Here is a 16,535-nt window from a genome sequence, read left to right on the forward strand (position 1 = left end):
TCATTTTCGTCGATCGGGCCTATGTTCGGTTGCGGGGCGTTATTGGGGCTGCAATTATTATAGTTCAGGAGGCAACAGCATGAATGAGTCCGTGTCGAAACCAGATACAGCTGGCGAACTGGCCTATCGCCAGATACGGCATGACATTGTGTGCGGTAATCTGGCGCCTGGCTCCCGTCTTAAGCTTGAGGGGCTTAAGGGAGTTTACGGTGCCAGCGTTAGCACGTTGCGCGAGATTCTTAACCGCCTGTCATCAGAGCGGCTGGTCATTGCTGAGGGGCAGCGCGGGTTCGAAGTCGCATCAATGTCGAAACAGCATTTTCAGGAAGTCGCGTTGATGCGTGAATTGCTGGAAATCCACGCTTTAAAAGAGTCCTTCGAGCGCGGAGATGTTGAGTGGGAGGGCCGCATTGTCTCCGCGCACCATAAGCTCGCGCGGATTGAAACCCAAATGTCACCGGGTGAAGGCGTACAAAGCAATGAGTGGAAGCATTACGACCGGGAATTTCATGCAGCACTGATATCTGCGTGTGGCTCTGCTGAGCTGATGGCAACCCACCGTCAGATTGATGATCAATATTTGCGTTATCAGGTCGTGGTGGTGCTCTACCGCGGGGAGAAAGCCTCAGAAGAACACAAGCAGCTGCTGGACTTTGCTCTGGCACGTAACCACGTCGGCGCCACTTCTATACTCAAGCGTCACATTCGGGCCTGCGTTCAGCACACTGTGCAAAATGGGTTACTTCTCGGTTGATCCGGAATCTCATTGCAGACTCCTCCATCTGATATTATTAGAAATGTATGAAAAAAGAAGTTCAGCAATCACCTTCCGCGCCAGCTCCGACCATCGGAGATAATGCATATCATCGGATTCGATCCGACATTATCTTTGGCTATCTGCCGCCGCACCAGAAGCTGAAGCTAGATCAGCTTCGGGATACCTATGGCGCAAGTATCAGTACATTGCGGGAAATCCTGAACCGCCTGTCATCTGAATATCTGGTGGTCGCGGAAGGTCAGCGCGGTTTCGAAGTGGCGCCGGTTTCCGTCGAAAACCTCAAGGAAATAGCGGCTTTGCGGCTATTGCTGGAAGAGCACGCCCTTGAGCAATCCTTCGCAGCGGGGGACATGGAGTGGGAAGGGCGGGTTGTGGCGGCTCATCACAAACTTGCCGCGCTCGAAAAGCGGATGCTGGATGGCGATAAAAGTATCACAGAACTTTGGAAGCGCTACGACTGGGAGTTCCATCAAGCGCTGATTTCAGCTTGCGGTTCGAAAGTTCTTTTAGAAACGCATGCGGGTGTGTTTGACAAATACCTGCGTTATCAAATGATTGCGCTCTCCTTCCGGGGAGATATTGCTGCTGATGAGCACAAGATCATGCGCGATTGCGCCCTTGAAAGAAACGCGAAGGGCGCCCGGGAGGTGTTAACGCGGCATGTCCAGGGCGGTGTCGAACATGCTTTAGCGACCGGCGCGATCGGATAACGTGAGCTAAAATCCGGTAAAATAAAAAATATCATATGAAATCTATTTTGTCTGTTGTTGAATGGTCAGTTAGCGGCTAGGCTTTGTTATCGGCACCATTTTGAATGACAGAGAAGAATCCATGTCCGCTATCCGGCTGGGCCTTATCGGTGATAACATTGCGCGCTCGCAGTCCCCGCGGCTACATATAACCGCTGGTCGCCTGTGCGGACTTGAGGTGACCTATGAACCGCTAATACCGCACGACATGGGTTTGGGGTTTGAGGCTGTCTTTGACAGATGCCTCGCCGAAGGCTTCCGCGGTATCAACGTCACCTATCCTTACAAGGAACTGGTGGTTCGCCGGCTTAGTGTGCCGGATGCCGAGACGGCTAATATTGGCGCATGCAACACGGTCCTGTTTGGAGCGAGCCAGCCAGTAGGCTTGAACACAGACTATTCCGGGTTCATCAAGGCTTTTCGCTCATCTTTTAATAATTCCGAACCTGGACGGGTAGCGATGGCGGGAGCGGGCGGCGTCGGTCGGGCGGTCTGTTTTGGTCTGGCGCGGCTTGGTGCTACTGAAATCCGCATTTACGACAGTGACAGGTCGAAGGGGGAGGGCGTGCGTTCCGCTCTTGCATCCAGCCTCATCGACGTGCCAGTCATTTTGGCCGATTCAATCGCGGAAGCAACGGACGGCGCAGACGGCCTGGTGAATTGCACACCACTGGGGATGAATGGACACCCAGGCTCTGCCATGGCCCCAGAACATATGCGCGGTGCCCGTTGGGCATTTGATGCGGTGTATACGCCGGTCGAAACGCTCTTTTTGGACCTCGCGGTTGCGGCAGGTGTTGCCGTGATGAGTGGCTACGAGCTGTTTTTTTATCAAGGCGTAGATGCCTTTCACCACTTCACCGGCGAACATGTTGATGCTGCCGAATTGCGGCAGGCCCTCGCGTTTGCGCAGCACGAGAAGGCAAAGGTATGAGAAGCTGCATTGCCACAGTTTCAATTTCGGGCAATTTGCCGGAGAAACTCGCCGCCATTGCAGAGGCGGGATTTTCCGGCATCGAAATTTTTGAGCAGGACTTCATTGCTCACGACGGCTCACCTCGCGAAGTGGGTGCGATGATCCGGGACATGGGGTTGGAAATATACCTGTTTCAACCGTTCCGTGATTTTGAAGGACTTCCCGGTATCGCCCGCGCCAAGGCCTTTGAAAGGGCCGAGCGGAAGTTCGACCTCATGCAGGAACTGGGGACAGATCTGGTTCTGGTGTGCTCCTCGGTGGATCCGCGTGCCGTTGGTGGTGTTGACCGCGCGGCGGCAGATTTTCACGAGCTGGGGGAACGCGCCGCCAAGCGCGGATTAAGGGTTGGTTATGAGGCGTTAGCCTGGGGGCTGCACGTCAACGATCATCGGGACGCCTGGGAAATTGTGCGGCGTGCCGATCATGCTAATGTCGGGCTCATTGTTGATAGTTTTCATACCCTAGCGCGTAAAATTGACCCAGAGACCATCAGGCGTATTCCGGGCGACAAGATTTTCTTTGTGCAATTGGCAGACGCACCACTCATCGAAATGGATCTGCTGTACTGGTCTCGCCACTTTCGCAACATGCCCGGCGAGGGTGATCTTGATATCCTCAGCTTCATGCGTGCGGTCATGGCGACCGGTTACAAGGGGCCGGTTTCGCTCGAAATCTTCAACGATCAATTCCGCAAAGGAAGTCCCAAGACCATTGCAACAGATGGTCATAGATCGCTCGTCAATTTGATGGACGATGTCAGGCGCGTGGAGCCAACTGCACATGTCGATCTGGAGCCCATGCCGGAAAGGGTCCTGCCACAAGGCGTGGAGTTTATTGAATTTGCGACTCAAGGCGCAGAAGCCCTTGAGATGGAAAATCTGCTATTTTCATTGGGCTTTTCCAAAGTGGGCCATCACATTAGCAAAGAGCTTGTTTTGTGGCAGCAGGGCGATATCCGGATTGTGCTCAATAGCGAGACAGAAGGCTTTGCCCACAGTGCGTATACCACCCATGGCACGTCCGTGTGCGATATCGGATTGACGGTCGGCGATGCCGGAGCTGCTGTGCAACGCACCATGCGGCTGGGCGTTAAGCCTTTTCATCAACCGCCTGGCCCGGGCGAACTCGATATTCCTGCCATTCGCGGGCTATCGGGTAGCGTGTTGCACTTTATAGATCAGCGCAGCGGCTTGTCTGAGGTGTGGAACATCGAGTTCAAACCCGTTGGTGATGGCGACACAGGTGGAGCTGGCCTGATGCGGATTGATCATCTGGCCCAGACCATGCGCTATGATGAAATGCTGAGCTGGTCGCTGTTTTACACCGCGCTTTTTCAGATGCGGAAATCGGCGATGGTTGATGTCGTCGATCCGGACGGGCTGGTCCGATCGCAGGCGGTGGAAGCGGAGAATGGTGCATTGCGCATTACCCTCAATGGCGCAGAAACCCATCGGACAATGGCCGGAAATTTTCTTGCTGACAGCTTTGGTGCCTCTTTGCAGCATATCGCCCTATCGTGCGATGATATCTTTGCCACGGTAACAAAACTGAGCAAGTTGGGATTCGCCGCATTGCCGGTTCCGGAAAACTATTACGCCGATCTGGCTGCTCGTTTTGATATCGACAACGCAATGCTGGAACGCTTGCGGGCGGGCAATATTTTTTATGATGAAGATGCGAACGGGACATTTTTTCAGGTCTATTCGCGCCCCTTTGCCGGTGGCATGTTCTTTGAGATCGTGCAACGTAGCGACGGCTATGCTGGCTATGGCGGTCCCAATGCGCCGTTCCGCATTGCCGCGCAGAAACGCCTGATGCGTCCACACGGCGTACCTAAAAACTGACAAACAAAAAGACGATAGGCGCAAAGTCTATTGCAACGTTGTCAGAGTGGCCTTGTTCATGCCAATCAGCGCAACATTCATCTTTTCAGCAGCCCCGCCGCCCTGCTCGTCGATAGACCGGATAAAGTCGGGCACGATCTGCCAGGAAATTCCAAAGCGATCCTTGATCCAACCACAGGGCTGTTCCTGCCCGCCGGGTGCCAAAGCGTTCCATAAGCCATCGATTTGTGCCTGGGTTGCGCAGGGCACGTAGAGTGAATGGCTCTCGTGGAATTTGCCGAAGTAGGCGCCACCGTTGAGCGCGAAGAATTCCATGCCGTTGAGGCGGAAACGAATGGTTTTGACGGCTCCGGCCGGGCCGGGCCGGGCAGAAGCTCGGGTGGCAGGCCGCGAATATCGCGCACGGCATCAATCTCTGCCTGCGTGAAGTGTGACCGGGCGATTTCACCGGAATTGCCGAAGACTGACTTGAACAGATCGATATAGAAGGTGACGGCCTCCTCGGCGTTGTCGACAAAGGTGATACAGGGTGTGATCAGCTTCATTTGCGTTCTTCCTATTGTCCGGATGTGAGGGGAGATGAATGATGCTCATGGCGAATGAGCCATTGGTCGACGTGCTTTTGCAGCCCCAGCGTGAGCCGACAGACGGGGTTGACCGACCCACCAATGCGCAGCAGGCCGAAGGCAAAGCCCACGTCCTCTCCCGCGATGATGGTGAGGTCCTCGATCACGAAGAGTTCCGGATGCGGATCTCCATAGCTGTAGAAAAGGTCCCAAGTCTGGCTGTAGGCCTGAAGTCCGCGTGATTGCAACGGTTCTGGCACGTGTCAATTGTGAGCACAGCTCACGCCACTTGGCTCATGACATCTTGCAGACTCGCTAGAGAGCCCACAGCCTGTCCTCGTCGAGAACGAGAAGGCGCTCTGGGAGGCGGATGCCATTGGCTGACCCTCTGTTCCGCGGTGATATGATCGGCTTCCTTACAGCCCTTGCATAGCTTCTTATCTCGTCCCTTATGTGCACAACTTGCGCAAGCATGATATAGCCCAAGCCAACATCATCAAATTCGCCCAAGAATGAGGGCTCGAAAGTTTTGCTCAGCTCTGAATAATGACCTTGTCTCAAGCACATAAATTCTCCATCGCGCCCATGATGGACTGGACGGATCGGCATTGCCGGTATTTTCACCGCGTGCTGAGCCGGCACACGCTGTTATTTACCGAGATGGTGACCAGTGCGGCGGTGGTGCATGGGGATCGGGCGCGGCTGTTGGGGTTTGACCAGAGCGAGCATCCGGTGGCGATGCAGCTGGGCGGGTCTGATGCGGCGGAGCTGGCCGTTGCGGCGCGGATTTGTGCTGATTATGGCTATGACGAAATCAATCTCAATGTCGGGTGTCCCTCTGACCGGGTGCAGTCGGGGCGGTTTGGGGCCTGTTTGATGGCGGAGCCTGAGCTTGTCGCTGATTGCGTGCGGGCGATGAAGGATGTGACGGATTTGCCGGTTACGGTGAAATGCCGGATCGGGATTGACGATCAGGATACCGAAGAAGCGCTGGACCGGTTCGCTGATGCCATGGTGGGCGCCGGGGTGGATGCGCTTTATGTGCATGCGCGCAAGGCGTGGTTGCAGGGGCTGAGCCCCAAGGAGAACCGGGACATTCCGCCGCTGGATTATGACCGGGTTTACCGGTTGGCTGCGCGGCTGGCACCCTTGCCGGTGATGATCAATGGCGGGATTGAAACCCTTGATGCGAGCGTTGCGCATTTGCAGCACACATCCGGGGTCATGCTCGGGCGGGCGGCGTATCGGAACCCGATGATCCTTGCCGAGGTGGATGCGGCCATTTTTGGCGAAACAGCGGCGCCGGTGGGCTTCGATGCGGTTATCGATGCGATGATCGATTATACGGCTGAGGCCTTAGCGCAGGGTGTGCGGGTCAACCAGATCACCCGGCATATGCTGGGGCTGGCCAATGGGCTGCCGGGCGCCCGGCGCTTCCGGCAGATCATGAGCGTGGATGCGTGCAAGCCGGGCGCCGGGCCCGATGTGCTGCGCCGCGCCCGCGATGCGGTGAGCGCACGGCAGGACGCGGATGTGGCGGAGCTGGTTTAAAGACCGGCGATGACCCGCTCAAGGCGATCACGGACGTCCCCGGCTATCTCGGCCAGATCCGGATTGGTAATGGCTGACATGGATGCGGCAGGATCGACGGCGGAAATTTCGGTTTTGCCATTGCCGGCATCCTGTACGACGACATTGCATGGCAACATTGTGCCGATCTTGTCTTCGGCCAGCAGGGCCTTGTGGGCAAAGCCGGGATTGCAGGCGCCCAGAATGCGGTAGGGTCGGAAATCGACGTCGATTTTCTTTTTCAATGTCGCCTGCACATCAATCTCGGTGAGGATGCCGAAACCTTCGGCAGCAAGCGCTTCGGTTACCCGCGCGATGGCTGGGTCCATTGCCATGTCGAGGGTCTTGGAGAAGTGATAGGTCATGCGGTCCGCTCCCGGTGTTTAATATCATGTTCTGCTAATATAGTGTGTGTGAACGATATTCCAAGAGCTGGGCGGTTTTCAGGCGGGGCTGGATTGAGGGTGAGGCCGCCTAGTCGCGCAATTCCAAAGCGTCATTGCTGACAGCATAGCCAGACAGCGTTTCCAGGAAGGTCATGCCCAGCAAGCTGGTTTCCAGCGCGTCTTCACCTGCAACAAAGGCCCGAATGTTCCGGCGTTCAATGTCGCCAACCCGGATGGTATTAATCCGGGTAAGGGCTGCACGGCCAACGCCATTGGCCGTTTGCACATCAAGATCAAACCGCAGATTACGGGTATCGATGCCTGCGGCTTCAGCATCGGCCAGGGTCAGGACCACGGCGGAGGCGCCGGTGTCGAAAATCATCGGCCGGGCAACGTCGTTGATGGTGACATCCAGGCGAAAGGAGCCGCCAAACCGGCGATGAAAGGTTGCGCTGCTGCCGTCGGCACTGACAACGGCGCTGCCGGGTGAAAACTCGGCCATGACGCGATTGCCCACACGCGTGAGGTCGTGCCGATAGGTGTAGCCGATGGCAATGACGCCGAAAATACCCAGCCAGAGCGTGATATTGACCATAATCTGGGACAGACGCTGACGCCGCCCGAACGCGCCGCCGGCGACGAGAATCAGAATAAGTACCAGCGGGATGACCTGGGCGGTCTGATCCTGGGTGAGGCCTACAAGGCTACCGGCGTCTGCCGCAATGACCAGCGCAAGGCCAGCGGCAACCAAAAGGGCTACGCCAATAAACAACATCCGGCTTCATCCTCATATCAGCGGGCCCGCAGTTACAATAAAGGCACTCAATGCGGCAATTTCAAGCAGGGCGTGCAACCCGCCAATCAAATCGCCTGTCTGCCCGCCCGTCAGGTGGCGGCAAAGACGGGTCCAGCCCAGTGCCACCAGTGCCTGCAATACCAGCGCAGCCAACAGCCCCAGTATACCGACGAAAGGTGCCGCGATGATAAATGCAACAAGAATGGCGAAAGCGGCACCGATCAGAAACGGGATGCGGGTGACGCGGCCTGCAGCGGATGCGACACCATCACGCCGGGCGGGCGCCAGATTGAGCGGCAGCCAGAGGGCACCGGACCGGGCAAGCATGCCGGTCGCCAGCCAGATGCCGGCGGCGGCGAGGGGGGAGATTACCAGAAGCGCGGCGAGGGCGCTGACCCGCAACAGGATGTAAAGGCAAAGGGCGGTGACGCCATAGGTGCCATGGCGGCTGTCTTTCAGGATTTCGAGACGTTGTTCGATGGTGTGTCCGCCAAACAGGCCGTCTGCGCTGTCGGCAATGGCATCTTCGGACATGCCGCCCGTGACAATGACCTGAGCGGCGACAGCAAGCGCTGCGGCGAATAATGGCGGCATGCCTATTGCCGCGGCGACCAATAACAGCAATACCGGGCCAATGCCGATAACAAGGCTGGTGAAGGGCAGCGCCGGGGCCATGCGGGCGAGGTTTGGCGCTCCGTGTTCGAAATGGCCTGTGGGCAGCCGGGAATAAAGGCGCAGGCCCATGACAAGGTCGGTCAGCAGGTTTCGATTGCTGACTTCGGTCTTATTGTCATTGCCAGCACCGGTGCGACTCGACGATTGTTCTGAACCCAATTCTATTCTCCTTGCGGTCGCGACATGCACGCGTCCCACTGAATACAAACATCGCTAATGGAGCAACTATGACCGCTGCGGAACCCACCACTTTGCCAGAGCCTTATGCAGATATTGCCGAGCTTCTTACCATTGTACCTGACGGGGACGAAACGGCTGTTGAGGCCGTGCGCGCCCGTGACGCACAATTGACAAAGCCTGCCGGTTCCCTGGGGCAGTTGGAAGGGCTGGTAGAGCATCTTGCGCGCTGGCAGCGCAAGCCAGAACCTGTGATGGATAACCCGATGGTTGCCGTTTTTGCCGGGAATCACGGGGTGACGCAGCAGGGGGTTTCGCCATTTCCAGCGGAAGTGACGGCGCAGATGGTGAAGAACTTCACCAATGGCGGCGCGGCGATTTCGCAGATTTGTGCGCTGCATGAGTTGAACCTGCGCGTATTCGAGCTGGCACTGGAGATTCCCACAGGCGATTTTTCGGTGGAGCCGGCCATGGATGACCGGACCTGTGCGGCAACGATCGCTTATGGCATGGAAGCCATTGCCGGGGATGTGGACCTGTTGTGCATTGGCGAAATGGGCATTGGCAATACGACAGTGGCGGCGGCCCTTTATGCGGCGATGTTTGGCGGCAGTGGCGCTGACTGGGTTGGGCGCGGTGCCGGGGTGGATGACGCGGGGCTTGCCCGCAAGGCCAATGTGGTCAATGCGGGACTGGCTTTGCATGCCGCGGAATCGCGGCATCCGCTTGAATTGCTGGCCCGGCTGGGTGGGCGCGAAATTGCGGCCATGCTGGGGGCGCTGATCGCCACGCGGCACAAGAATATTCCGGTTATCATTGACGGGTTTGTGGCGACGTCGGCAGCGGCGATTGCCTATGCGGTCAATCCCGCAGCGCTTGATCATTGCATCTTTGCGCATGCTTCTGCTGAAACCGGGCACCACAAGGCACTGGAGCATATGCAGAAGAAGGCATTGCTGGATCTGGGCATGCGGCTGGGCGAGGGGAGCGGGGCTGCGCTGGCGGCGGTGCTTGCGAAGACGGCGCTGCACCTGCACCGGAAAATGGCGACATTTGAAGAAGCGGCGGTGGCGACCAAGGCGCATTAGGCGGTTGGGTTGAATGGGGGCGGTATTTGCCGCCTCTGGATTGAAGCTCGCGATGAAGGTTGAAGGGTTTGGGGGTCTTCTCATCCTGATCTTTCTCCTTCCCTCGTCCTGAGCCTGTCGAAGGATGGGCGACGGGTGCGGTGTGGAAACCCTCGCCCTTCGACAGGCTCAGGATGAGGGTTTGGGGTCCACATTGCGTCTGGTCCATTCTCCTTTTTGCCCGGACTTGATCCGGGCATCCATGCGATGTGGTTGGTATCGTATGGACCCTCGGGTCAAGCCCGAGGGAGAAGGAAGAGAGAGGTGCCATTTGTTGTCCTTGTTCCTTCGTCCAATCCACCACGTCATTCCCGCGCAGGCGGGAATCCAGCAGCGGGCAGTCCCGCCCGCGAAAGACCTCTTCCGCGCCGCCGACGCGGTGCACTGGATCCCCGCCTGCGCGGGGATGACGATGGGGGTGGTGAGAGAATGCGGTCACCGTAATCGCGCGCACCCCAAATCCCCCGTCAGGCCAAAGACCCGACGGTGTCCATAATCAGGCGGCATGAGACGGTGCATGGCCCGTCTGAGAGTTAAACAAATGAGACATACACCGTCTCATGCAACCGGGGTTTTTGGCGTGGCCTGTGCTCTTAACTGCGCTGGGGCCCATCCCCGCTCCCTTTCGGAAGTACACCTGCCAACGGGGGCAGGCTGGTCGCGGCACAGTTTTGGCCTTCCCTGAGGCGACCCCCAAGGAACCCGGTCCCCCTTCACCCCGGACGTTCGTCGCGCCGGCGCCGGTGATGTGAAAAGGTGGGATGAGGATAAACGGGGTTTGGGGAACGTCGATAAGTTTTGTGGAGAAGAAGGTCGCCGGGTTATGTGCATCCCGCTCTGGATTGCCGCGCGGCTTCGCCGCTCGCAATGACGACGAGGGATTTGTGATTGGGTTTGCCACTGTCCTCATCCTTCGACAGGCTCAGGGTGAGGGTCTTGGAGAGATCTAGCCCTTCACCGCTTTTTGCCCGGACTTGATCCGGGCATCCATGCGATGTGGCCGGTATCGTATGGACCCTCGGGTCAAGCCCGAGGGAGAAGGAAGGGGGAGGTGCCATTTGTTGTCCTATCTCCGATCGTCATACTCGGGCTTGACCCGAGTACCCATGCGGTGGTGCAGCGACCACGGGTGGGCGTTCCGTCCTTTTGTATTTGCTGGTGGTGGGTCATGGGCCCTCGGGTCGAGCCCGAGGGTGACGATCTGGGGGGGAGGGGTTCAGTGTTTGCCACACCCACAACGTCATTCCCGTGAAAACGGGAATCCAGTGCGCCGCGTTGGTGGTGCTAAAGGCAATTTCTGCGGGCAGGACTGCCCGCCGCTGGATCCCCGCCTGCGCGGGGATGACGGTTGGCGGGGGTCAGCCGACGTCTGAGTAGATTTGCAGACGTTCTGGCCTGTCTTGTACGGCGGCGACGGCGTCCATGGTGCGGGCGCGGGGGAAGGTGGCGATGACTTCGGTGCCGAAACGCAGTTTGGAGAACAGGTCGAAGCGGCCCTGATGCAGGTCCATGATTTTCTGGACGATAGGCAGGCCGAGACCGGCGCCCTGTTCTGCTGTTTTGTGGGCAAGCGAACCCTGACCAAAAGACGAGAGGACTGTCTCGATTTCTTCCTGCGGGATGCCGGGGCCATTGTCTTTTACTGAAATATACTGTCCGCCATCGCCACTGCGTTTGACGTGCAGTTCGATCTTGCCGGATTGGGGTGTGAACTTGATGGCATTGGACAAGAGATTGAGCACAACCTGGCGGATGGCGCGTTCGTCGCCCCAGAGCTTGGGCAGGTCTTCGTCAAAGCTGGCCACCAGTTCGATGGTTTTGGCGTCGGCGCGGATTTCCAGCATGCGGCGGCAATCTTCGGCGATGTCGGTAAGGCGGATGGCTTCTTCGTTGAGTTCGTATTTGCCCGCCTCGATGCGGCTGAGATCGAGCAGCTCGTTGATCAGGTTGAGCAGGTGCTGGCCGCTGCTGTGAATGTCGGCGGCATATTCCTTGTATTGCGGCACCTGATGGGGGCCGAGCAATTCGGATTTCAGAACCTCGGAAAAGCCGATAATGGCGTTGAGCGGTGTGCGCAGCTCGTGGCTCATGGTGGCGAGGAAGTTGGACTTGGCGATATTGGCCTGTTCTGCCTGACGCCGGGCCTCGTCGGACATGGTCTGGGCTTCCTGCAACTCAAAGATCAGCGCGTCTTTTTCGGCGCGGTGCTTGAAGGTGCCAAGTTCTGACTGGTGCAACTGGCGGGCAAGGGAGATGAAGAAGATCTCGCCGCCAAGCGCCACGGCCACCAGAGTGTAATTGAGAATGCCGCCGGCCTGGAGCAGGGCGGCGCAGACGGTGATGGTAACCGGCAGGGTGCTGGCCAGAGTGGCCTTGGGCAGGGTGCGGGTGGAGAAGGCGTTGGTGGCGATGCCGATGAGCAGCATGGCGAACATGATGACCGTCAGGCTTTCGACACTGCTGGTGAGGGCGAAAAGTGACAACGTGGCCCAGGCGACACCGTAAAAGATCTCTGCGGCGACAAGTGTGGTGACCCAGCGGTGAATGTTCTGGCGTGAATCGACTGCGTTTTTGAAGCTGTGGCAGAGAAACACGACCAGCATGTTGGCGGATATGACCATGGCGCACCAGGCCGCTGTGACCGGGAAGGGCACCCAGAGACTGGCGAAAACGGCGAGAATGACCTGCATGAGCGGCAGGGCGAACGCCGTGGAGAGCCGTGAATTGGCATATTCCTGCAGCAGTTCGTAATCGTAGGAAAGGCGCGTGCCGGAAATGGAGGTGAGTTTCTGGCGCGCGTCGAAAACTGCACGCTGGGCGCTGCGCTTGGGCGAGCGGCGATCCTGGACCCCGCTTCGCACATCGGTATGAGCCGATTCAACCGGCATTAAACTACTCTTTTTACTTGGTCTATCCGGCGCGGATTTGCCCCGGTACGCACTGGAATGCATATTGCCAGCGTGTGGTTAACGCGCGGTTGACGTGGGGAATTGCCCTACTGGTTCGTTAACCGGTTCTTGTGCTAGATTTGCAAGATAATTGCGCGAACGGCCGTTCAGTGGCAGTCAATGAGGCTGTTGGGCGGAAATTTTTGCCAAAATTGAAATTTGAATCCCGGAGTTGAAATGGCGCTGGACAAAATCGATCGTAAAATTCTGGCCTTGCTGCAGAAAGATGCCACCACACCCGTGGCCGAGATCGGCCGCAAGGTGGGGCTGTCCACAACGCCATGCTGGCGCCGGATTCAAAAGATGGAAGAAGACGGAGTTATCCGTCGCCGGGTGGCGGTGCTTGATCCGCAAAAGGTCAATGCCGGTGTGACGGTGTTCGTCGCCGTGCGGACCAATGAGCATAATGATGCCTGGATGCACAAGTTTGCCAGCGTGGTGGATGAGTTCAGCGAGGTGGTGGAATTCTATCGCATGAGCGGCGAGGTGGATTACCTGTTGCGCGTGGTGGTGCCGGACATTCAGGCGTTTGACAGTTTTTACAAGAAACTGATCTCGAAGATTGCGCTGAGCGATGTCAGTTCGTCGTTTGCCATGGGGCAGATCAAATACACTACGGCGCTGCCGCTGGAATATATCCCCATCGACGAGGAATAGGCCTAGCCGCCTGTGACTGACATGTGACGGGTGACGGCGGGGCCTGTGTGGGCCCTGTCGATGATGAAGTCATGACCCTTGGGTTTGAGAACCATGGCGCGGTCGAGGGCTGCATTGAGGCCTTCAACGCCGCTGGTACGCAGGGCTTCGCGCAGGTTCACATTATCATCCTGACCAAGGCACATGAACAATTCGCCGGTGCAGGTGAGACGGACACGGTTGCAGCTTTCGCAGAAATTGTGGCTCATCGGGGTGATGAAACCGAGTTCGCCGCCGGTTTCCGCGACGCGGAAATAGCGCGCCGGGCCGCCGGTTTTCTTGGCCAGACGCTCGAGCGTGAATTGTTGCATCAGCGTGTCGCGGACCTCGGTCAGCGGCAGATGGGCTTCAACCCGGTCCATGCCCACGTCGCCGAGCGGCATGGCTTCGATCAGGGTGAGGCCGCAGCCGCGGGCATGGGCCCATGTGAGCATGGGGGCGATTTCGGCATCGTTGACGCCGCGCATGGCGACCATGTTGATTTTGACCGACAGGCCGGCGGCCTGGGCGGCATCAATGCCCTCCATCACTTTTGTGAGGTCACCGCGCCGGGTGATTTGCGCAAAGCGGGCCGGGTCCAGTGTGTCGAGCGACACATTGATGCGTTTGACGCCGTGTTGCGCCAGTTGCGGGGCGAAGCGGGAGAGCTGGCTGCCATTGGTTGTGAGGGTGAGTTCCTCAAGGGCGCCGGTTTTGAGGTGGGCCGAGAGATTGCCAACAAGCTGCATGATGTCGCGGCGCACGAGCGGTTCGCCGCCGGTGAGGCGCAATTTGCGCACGCCGCGGGCAATGAAGGCGCTGGCGATCGTGTCGATTTCTTCGAAACTCAATACGTCGCGCTTGGGCAGGAACTGCATGTTTTCGGCCATGCAATAGGTGCACCGGAAGTCACACCGGTCGGTGACCGAAATGCGCAAATAGGTGACCTGACGGCCATAGGTGTCGACCAGCGGTGTGGTGTCGATGGGCGCGAAGCTGTTCATGAAGCTACATTATAGGCTCGGCGTTTATCTGCAAGCCGGACAATGCGCGTTTGGTGCGGCAGTTGGCAAAGAAAAAGGCCGGCTTGAAAGCCGACCTTGAATTTGTTGTCTGAAATCGGGTGCCTAGTGGCGCACGACTACTCTGGCGCCGACCTTGACCCGTTCATAAAGGTCCGCGACATCGTCATTGGTCAAACGGATGCAGCCCGAGGATACGGCCTGACCGATGGTCCAGGGTTCCGATGTGCCATGTACGCGGTACAGTGTGCTGCCGATGTAAAGAGCGCGGGCCCCCAGAGGGTTTTCCGGTCCGCCCGGCATATAGGCGGGCAAGCCGGGTACGCGCTTGCGCATCTGCGGCGGTGGTGTCCAGCCCGGCCATTCGGCCTTGCGGGTGATGCGGTGTGTGCCACTCCAGCGGAAACCATCGCGGCCGACGCCGATGCCATATTTGACAGCCTTACCATCGTCGAGGACGAAATAGAGACGACGCTCTGAGGTTTCGACCACGATGGTGCCCGGGCTGTATTTGCCATCATAATCGACGATCGATTTCGGAATGGAACTGCCCCGGCGTCCTGCACGTACGGTTGCTGCATCTTCCCAGCTATTGGTATCGGGATTGTAGATGCGTGCGGCGGAAGCGGGTAGGATAGTTGTGAGTGACAACAATGCTGTCAGAAAGACGGCTGTTGCGAGTTTCAAAATGTTCATAAGTCTAAATGTCCCCTGCCAGTAGACTGAAGGCAAACTACCACTTGCCTCGTCGTTTCCGGTGTTAGCCGGAATATTCCAAACTGAAAAGTGGTGTTCTATGCCGGATAGCACTAGAAACCTCACGGAATTCCTAATGTGTTGCCAACTTGCCATATTTTGTGTTCACCAATGCGTGAACAGGCTGATTTGGCGTCTGAAATCCAGGGGAACAGTGTGGCAGATATTCAAAAACGACAGGCGGCAGAGGCCGCTATGGGCGAAATCCGATCGGGAATGCGAATCGGGCTGGGGACCGGATCGACCGCAAAGCACTTCGTGGATCTGCTTGGCGCGCGGGTTGCCGAAGGGTTTGAATGCATTTGTGTGCCAACTTCCGAGGTGACAGCCGCACAGGCAAGAGGGCTCAATATTCCCCTCTCAGACCTCGACGCGCTTGATGGTCTTGACCTGACTGTTGACGGTGCTGACGAGATTGACGGGCAGCGGAACCTGATAAAAGGCGGTGGCGGCGCGTTGCTGCGGGAAAAGATTGTTGCCGACGCGTCGGCCCGCATGGTGGTGATTGCCGATGGTTCGAAGGTTGTGGATCAGCTTGGTGCGTTTCCACTGCCAATTGAAGTCAATATGTTCGGTCTGGGTGCGACGCGGGCGCGGGTGAACGCGGTTATCAAGGCGCATGGCGCCGAGGGTGGACTGGAATTGCGGCAGGGTGCAGACGGGCAAGCTTTCCGAACCGATGGCGGTCACCTGATATTCGATGCATTTTTTGGCCGCATTTCCGATGCAAAAGCCCTTTCTGCCGCGCTTTTGGACGTGCCGGGGGTTGTGCAACACGGATTGTTTATTGATATGTGTGATGCAGCCTATATTGCGCGCGCGGATGGTGTTGCCAAGCTTGGCGACTGATGACTGAATTTTGCAAATATCTTGGATTGGCCAGGGACTTATCATGAAGAGAACTCACAAACTGAACAGCATTCTGTGTGTTGTTTCCGCCGCCTGGCTTTTGGCAGCAGCCCCTTTGGCCGCGCAGGAGCTTTCGCCTGAGCAGCTTGATCTGGCGCGTAAATATGTTGAGCTGACCGACCGGTCCCAGGTTTATGAAGTGTCGGTTGTGCAGACGGGTATTGATGCGTTGAAGACGCTTGTGAGCCAGAATCCGAGTGTTGGCGACGAAATCAACACTGCCATTGGCGATACCGTAAAGAGCTATAACGGCCGCAAGAACGAGCTGATTGACCAGTTTGCGCGCATTTATGCGGCGCGGTTCACGGTTGAGGAATTGCAGACGATTGTTGATTTCTACTCCAGCGATGTGGGGCAGAAACTGTCGAAAGAGAATTTTGAAGCCAACCGGCAGATTTCGACGGTGCTCAGCATCTTCCAGCAGAATTTGCGGGTTGAGTTTCTCGCCCAGGTGCGCGCCACGCTCAAGGAGCGCGGTATTGATATTTAGACCGGCAATGCCGATCTAGATTAGACCCCGCCTTGTGCGGGGTCTTTTTTTGTGCGAAGCGCCACCCCGTAGCGCAGAGCGCAGTCGGCATA

The 16,535-nt window shown here is 57.5% G+C and carries 17 protein-coding genes; 9 read left to right on the forward strand and 8 right to left on the reverse strand.

Translation table 11 applies throughout. The annotated features are described in order from the left end of the window. The first annotated feature begins 79 nt into the window (after positions 1-79). The 4 genes from L1P08_RS01985 to L1P08_RS02000 all read left to right on the forward strand — a co-directional run bounded on the left by L1P08_RS01985 (position 80) and on the right by L1P08_RS02000 (position 4,347). On the forward strand, positions 80-754 hold the full coding sequence (locus L1P08_RS01985) for a GntR family transcriptional regulator (protein WP_303618338.1): 675 nt from the start codon (positions 80-82) through the stop codon (positions 752-754). Positions 755-801: 47 nt separating this feature from the next. Beyond that, positions 802-1,488, forward strand: a complete 687-nt coding sequence (locus tag L1P08_RS01990; protein WP_303618339.1) for a GntR family transcriptional regulator — start codon at positions 802-804, stop codon at positions 1,486-1,488. A gap of 121 nt (positions 1,489-1,609) precedes the next feature. Next, on the forward strand, positions 1,610-2,461 hold the full coding sequence (locus L1P08_RS01995; protein WP_303618340.1) for a shikimate dehydrogenase family protein: 852 nt from the start codon (positions 1,610-1,612) through the stop codon (positions 2,459-2,461). After that, a complete protein-coding gene (locus tag L1P08_RS02000) occupies positions 2,458-4,347 on the forward strand; it encodes a bifunctional sugar phosphate isomerase/epimerase/4-hydroxyphenylpyruvate dioxygenase family protein (RefSeq protein WP_303618341.1) in 1,890 nt (629 codons plus the stop codon). The genes L1P08_RS01995 and L1P08_RS02000 overlap by 4 nt, the downstream gene beginning before the upstream one ends. Before the next feature lie 27 nt (positions 4,348-4,374). On the opposite strand, the gene L1P08_RS02005 is transcribed toward L1P08_RS02000, so the two are convergent. After that, positions 4,375-4,662 (reverse strand): VOC family protein, encoded by a 288-nt coding sequence (locus L1P08_RS02005; protein ID WP_303618342.1) that lies wholly within the window; start codon positions 4,660-4,662, stop codon positions 4,375-4,377. 241 nt (positions 4,663-4,903) lie between these two features. Next, positions 4,904-5,173, reverse strand: a complete 270-nt coding sequence (locus tag L1P08_RS16385) for a YybH family protein (protein WP_368077121.1) — start codon at positions 5,171-5,173, stop codon at positions 4,904-4,906. A 286-nt stretch (positions 5,174-5,459) separates the two neighbouring features. Here L1P08_RS16385 and dusA point away from each other — a divergent pair, with 286 nt between their 5' ends. After that, positions 5,460-6,464: a tRNA dihydrouridine(20/20a) synthase DusA gene (gene dusA, locus L1P08_RS02015; RefSeq protein WP_303618344.1), complete on the forward strand. Its 1,005-nt coding sequence runs from the start codon at positions 5,460-5,462 to the stop codon at positions 6,462-6,464. Here the strand turns inward: dusA and L1P08_RS02020 are convergent. The 3 genes from L1P08_RS02020 to L1P08_RS02030 form a co-directional block, all read right to left on the reverse strand. Beyond that, the gene (locus tag L1P08_RS02020) at positions 6,461-6,847 is read right to left on the reverse strand and encodes a DUF302 domain-containing protein (protein ID WP_303618345.1); all 387 of its coding nucleotides are present in this window, start codon (positions 6,845-6,847) and stop codon (positions 6,461-6,463) included. The two genes, dusA and L1P08_RS02020, sit on opposite strands and share 4 nt — an antisense overlap. A 109-nt stretch (positions 6,848-6,956) precedes the next feature. Beyond that, positions 6,957-7,643, reverse strand: a complete 687-nt coding sequence (locus L1P08_RS02025) for a retropepsin-like aspartic protease family protein (RefSeq protein ID WP_303618346.1) — start codon at positions 7,641-7,643, stop codon at positions 6,957-6,959. Between the two features lie 12 nt (positions 7,644-7,655). Next, on the reverse strand, positions 7,656-8,498 hold the full coding sequence (locus tag L1P08_RS02030) for an adenosylcobinamide-GDP ribazoletransferase (RefSeq protein WP_303618347.1): 843 nt from the start codon (positions 8,496-8,498) through the stop codon (positions 7,656-7,658). 68 nt (positions 8,499-8,566) lie between these two features. On the opposite strand from L1P08_RS02030, the gene cobT reads away from it, so the two are divergent. After that, entirely contained in the window at positions 8,567-9,604 is a 1,038-nt protein-coding gene (gene cobT, locus L1P08_RS02035; RefSeq protein WP_303618348.1) for a nicotinate-nucleotide--dimethylbenzimidazole phosphoribosyltransferase, read from the forward strand. A 1,397-nt stretch (positions 9,605-11,001) separates the two neighbouring features. Here the strand turns inward: cobT and L1P08_RS02040 are convergent. Continuing rightward, positions 11,002-12,531, reverse strand: a complete 1,530-nt coding sequence (locus L1P08_RS02040) for a sensor histidine kinase (RefSeq protein ID WP_303618349.1) — start codon at positions 12,529-12,531, stop codon at positions 11,002-11,004. Between the two features lie 243 nt (positions 12,532-12,774). Here L1P08_RS02040 and L1P08_RS02045 point away from each other — a divergent pair, with 243 nt between their 5' ends. Then, positions 12,775-13,248 carry an Lrp/AsnC family transcriptional regulator gene (locus L1P08_RS02045; RefSeq protein ID WP_303619475.1) on the forward strand — a complete coding sequence of 158 codons (474 nt, stop codon included), beginning with the start codon at positions 12,775-12,777 and terminating at the stop codon, positions 13,246-13,248. Positions 13,249-13,250: 2 nt separating this feature from the next. Here L1P08_RS02045 and moaA read toward each other — a convergent pair whose 3' ends face one another. Next, positions 13,251-14,270 carry a GTP 3',8-cyclase MoaA gene (gene moaA, locus L1P08_RS02050; RefSeq protein ID WP_303618350.1) on the reverse strand — a complete coding sequence of 340 codons (1,020 nt, stop codon included), beginning with the start codon at positions 14,268-14,270 and terminating at the stop codon, positions 13,251-13,253. A gap of 123 nt (positions 14,271-14,393) precedes the next feature. Beyond that, on the reverse strand, positions 14,394-14,978 hold the full coding sequence (locus tag L1P08_RS02055; RefSeq protein ID WP_438268448.1) for a L,D-transpeptidase: 585 nt from the start codon (positions 14,976-14,978) through the stop codon (positions 14,394-14,396). Positions 14,979-15,155: 177 nt separating this feature from the next. On the opposite strand from L1P08_RS02055, the gene rpiA reads away from it, so the two are divergent. Together rpiA and L1P08_RS02065 are read left to right on the forward strand one after the other, a co-directional pair. Beyond that, on the forward strand, positions 15,156-15,893 hold the full coding sequence (gene rpiA / locus L1P08_RS02060) for a ribose-5-phosphate isomerase RpiA (RefSeq protein WP_303618352.1): 738 nt from the start codon (positions 15,156-15,158) through the stop codon (positions 15,891-15,893). A gap of 43 nt (positions 15,894-15,936) precedes the next feature. Next, positions 15,937-16,443 (forward strand): DUF2059 domain-containing protein, encoded by a 507-nt coding sequence (locus tag L1P08_RS02065; RefSeq protein WP_303618353.1) that lies wholly within the window; start codon positions 15,937-15,939, stop codon positions 16,441-16,443. Positions 16,444-16,535 lie beyond the last annotated feature (92 nt).

It is taken from the genome of Mariluticola halotolerans (assembly GCF_021611515.1).
In the GTDB taxonomy this organism is placed as follows: Bacteria; Pseudomonadota; Alphaproteobacteria; order Rhizobiales; family Devosiaceae; genus Mariluticola; species Mariluticola halotolerans.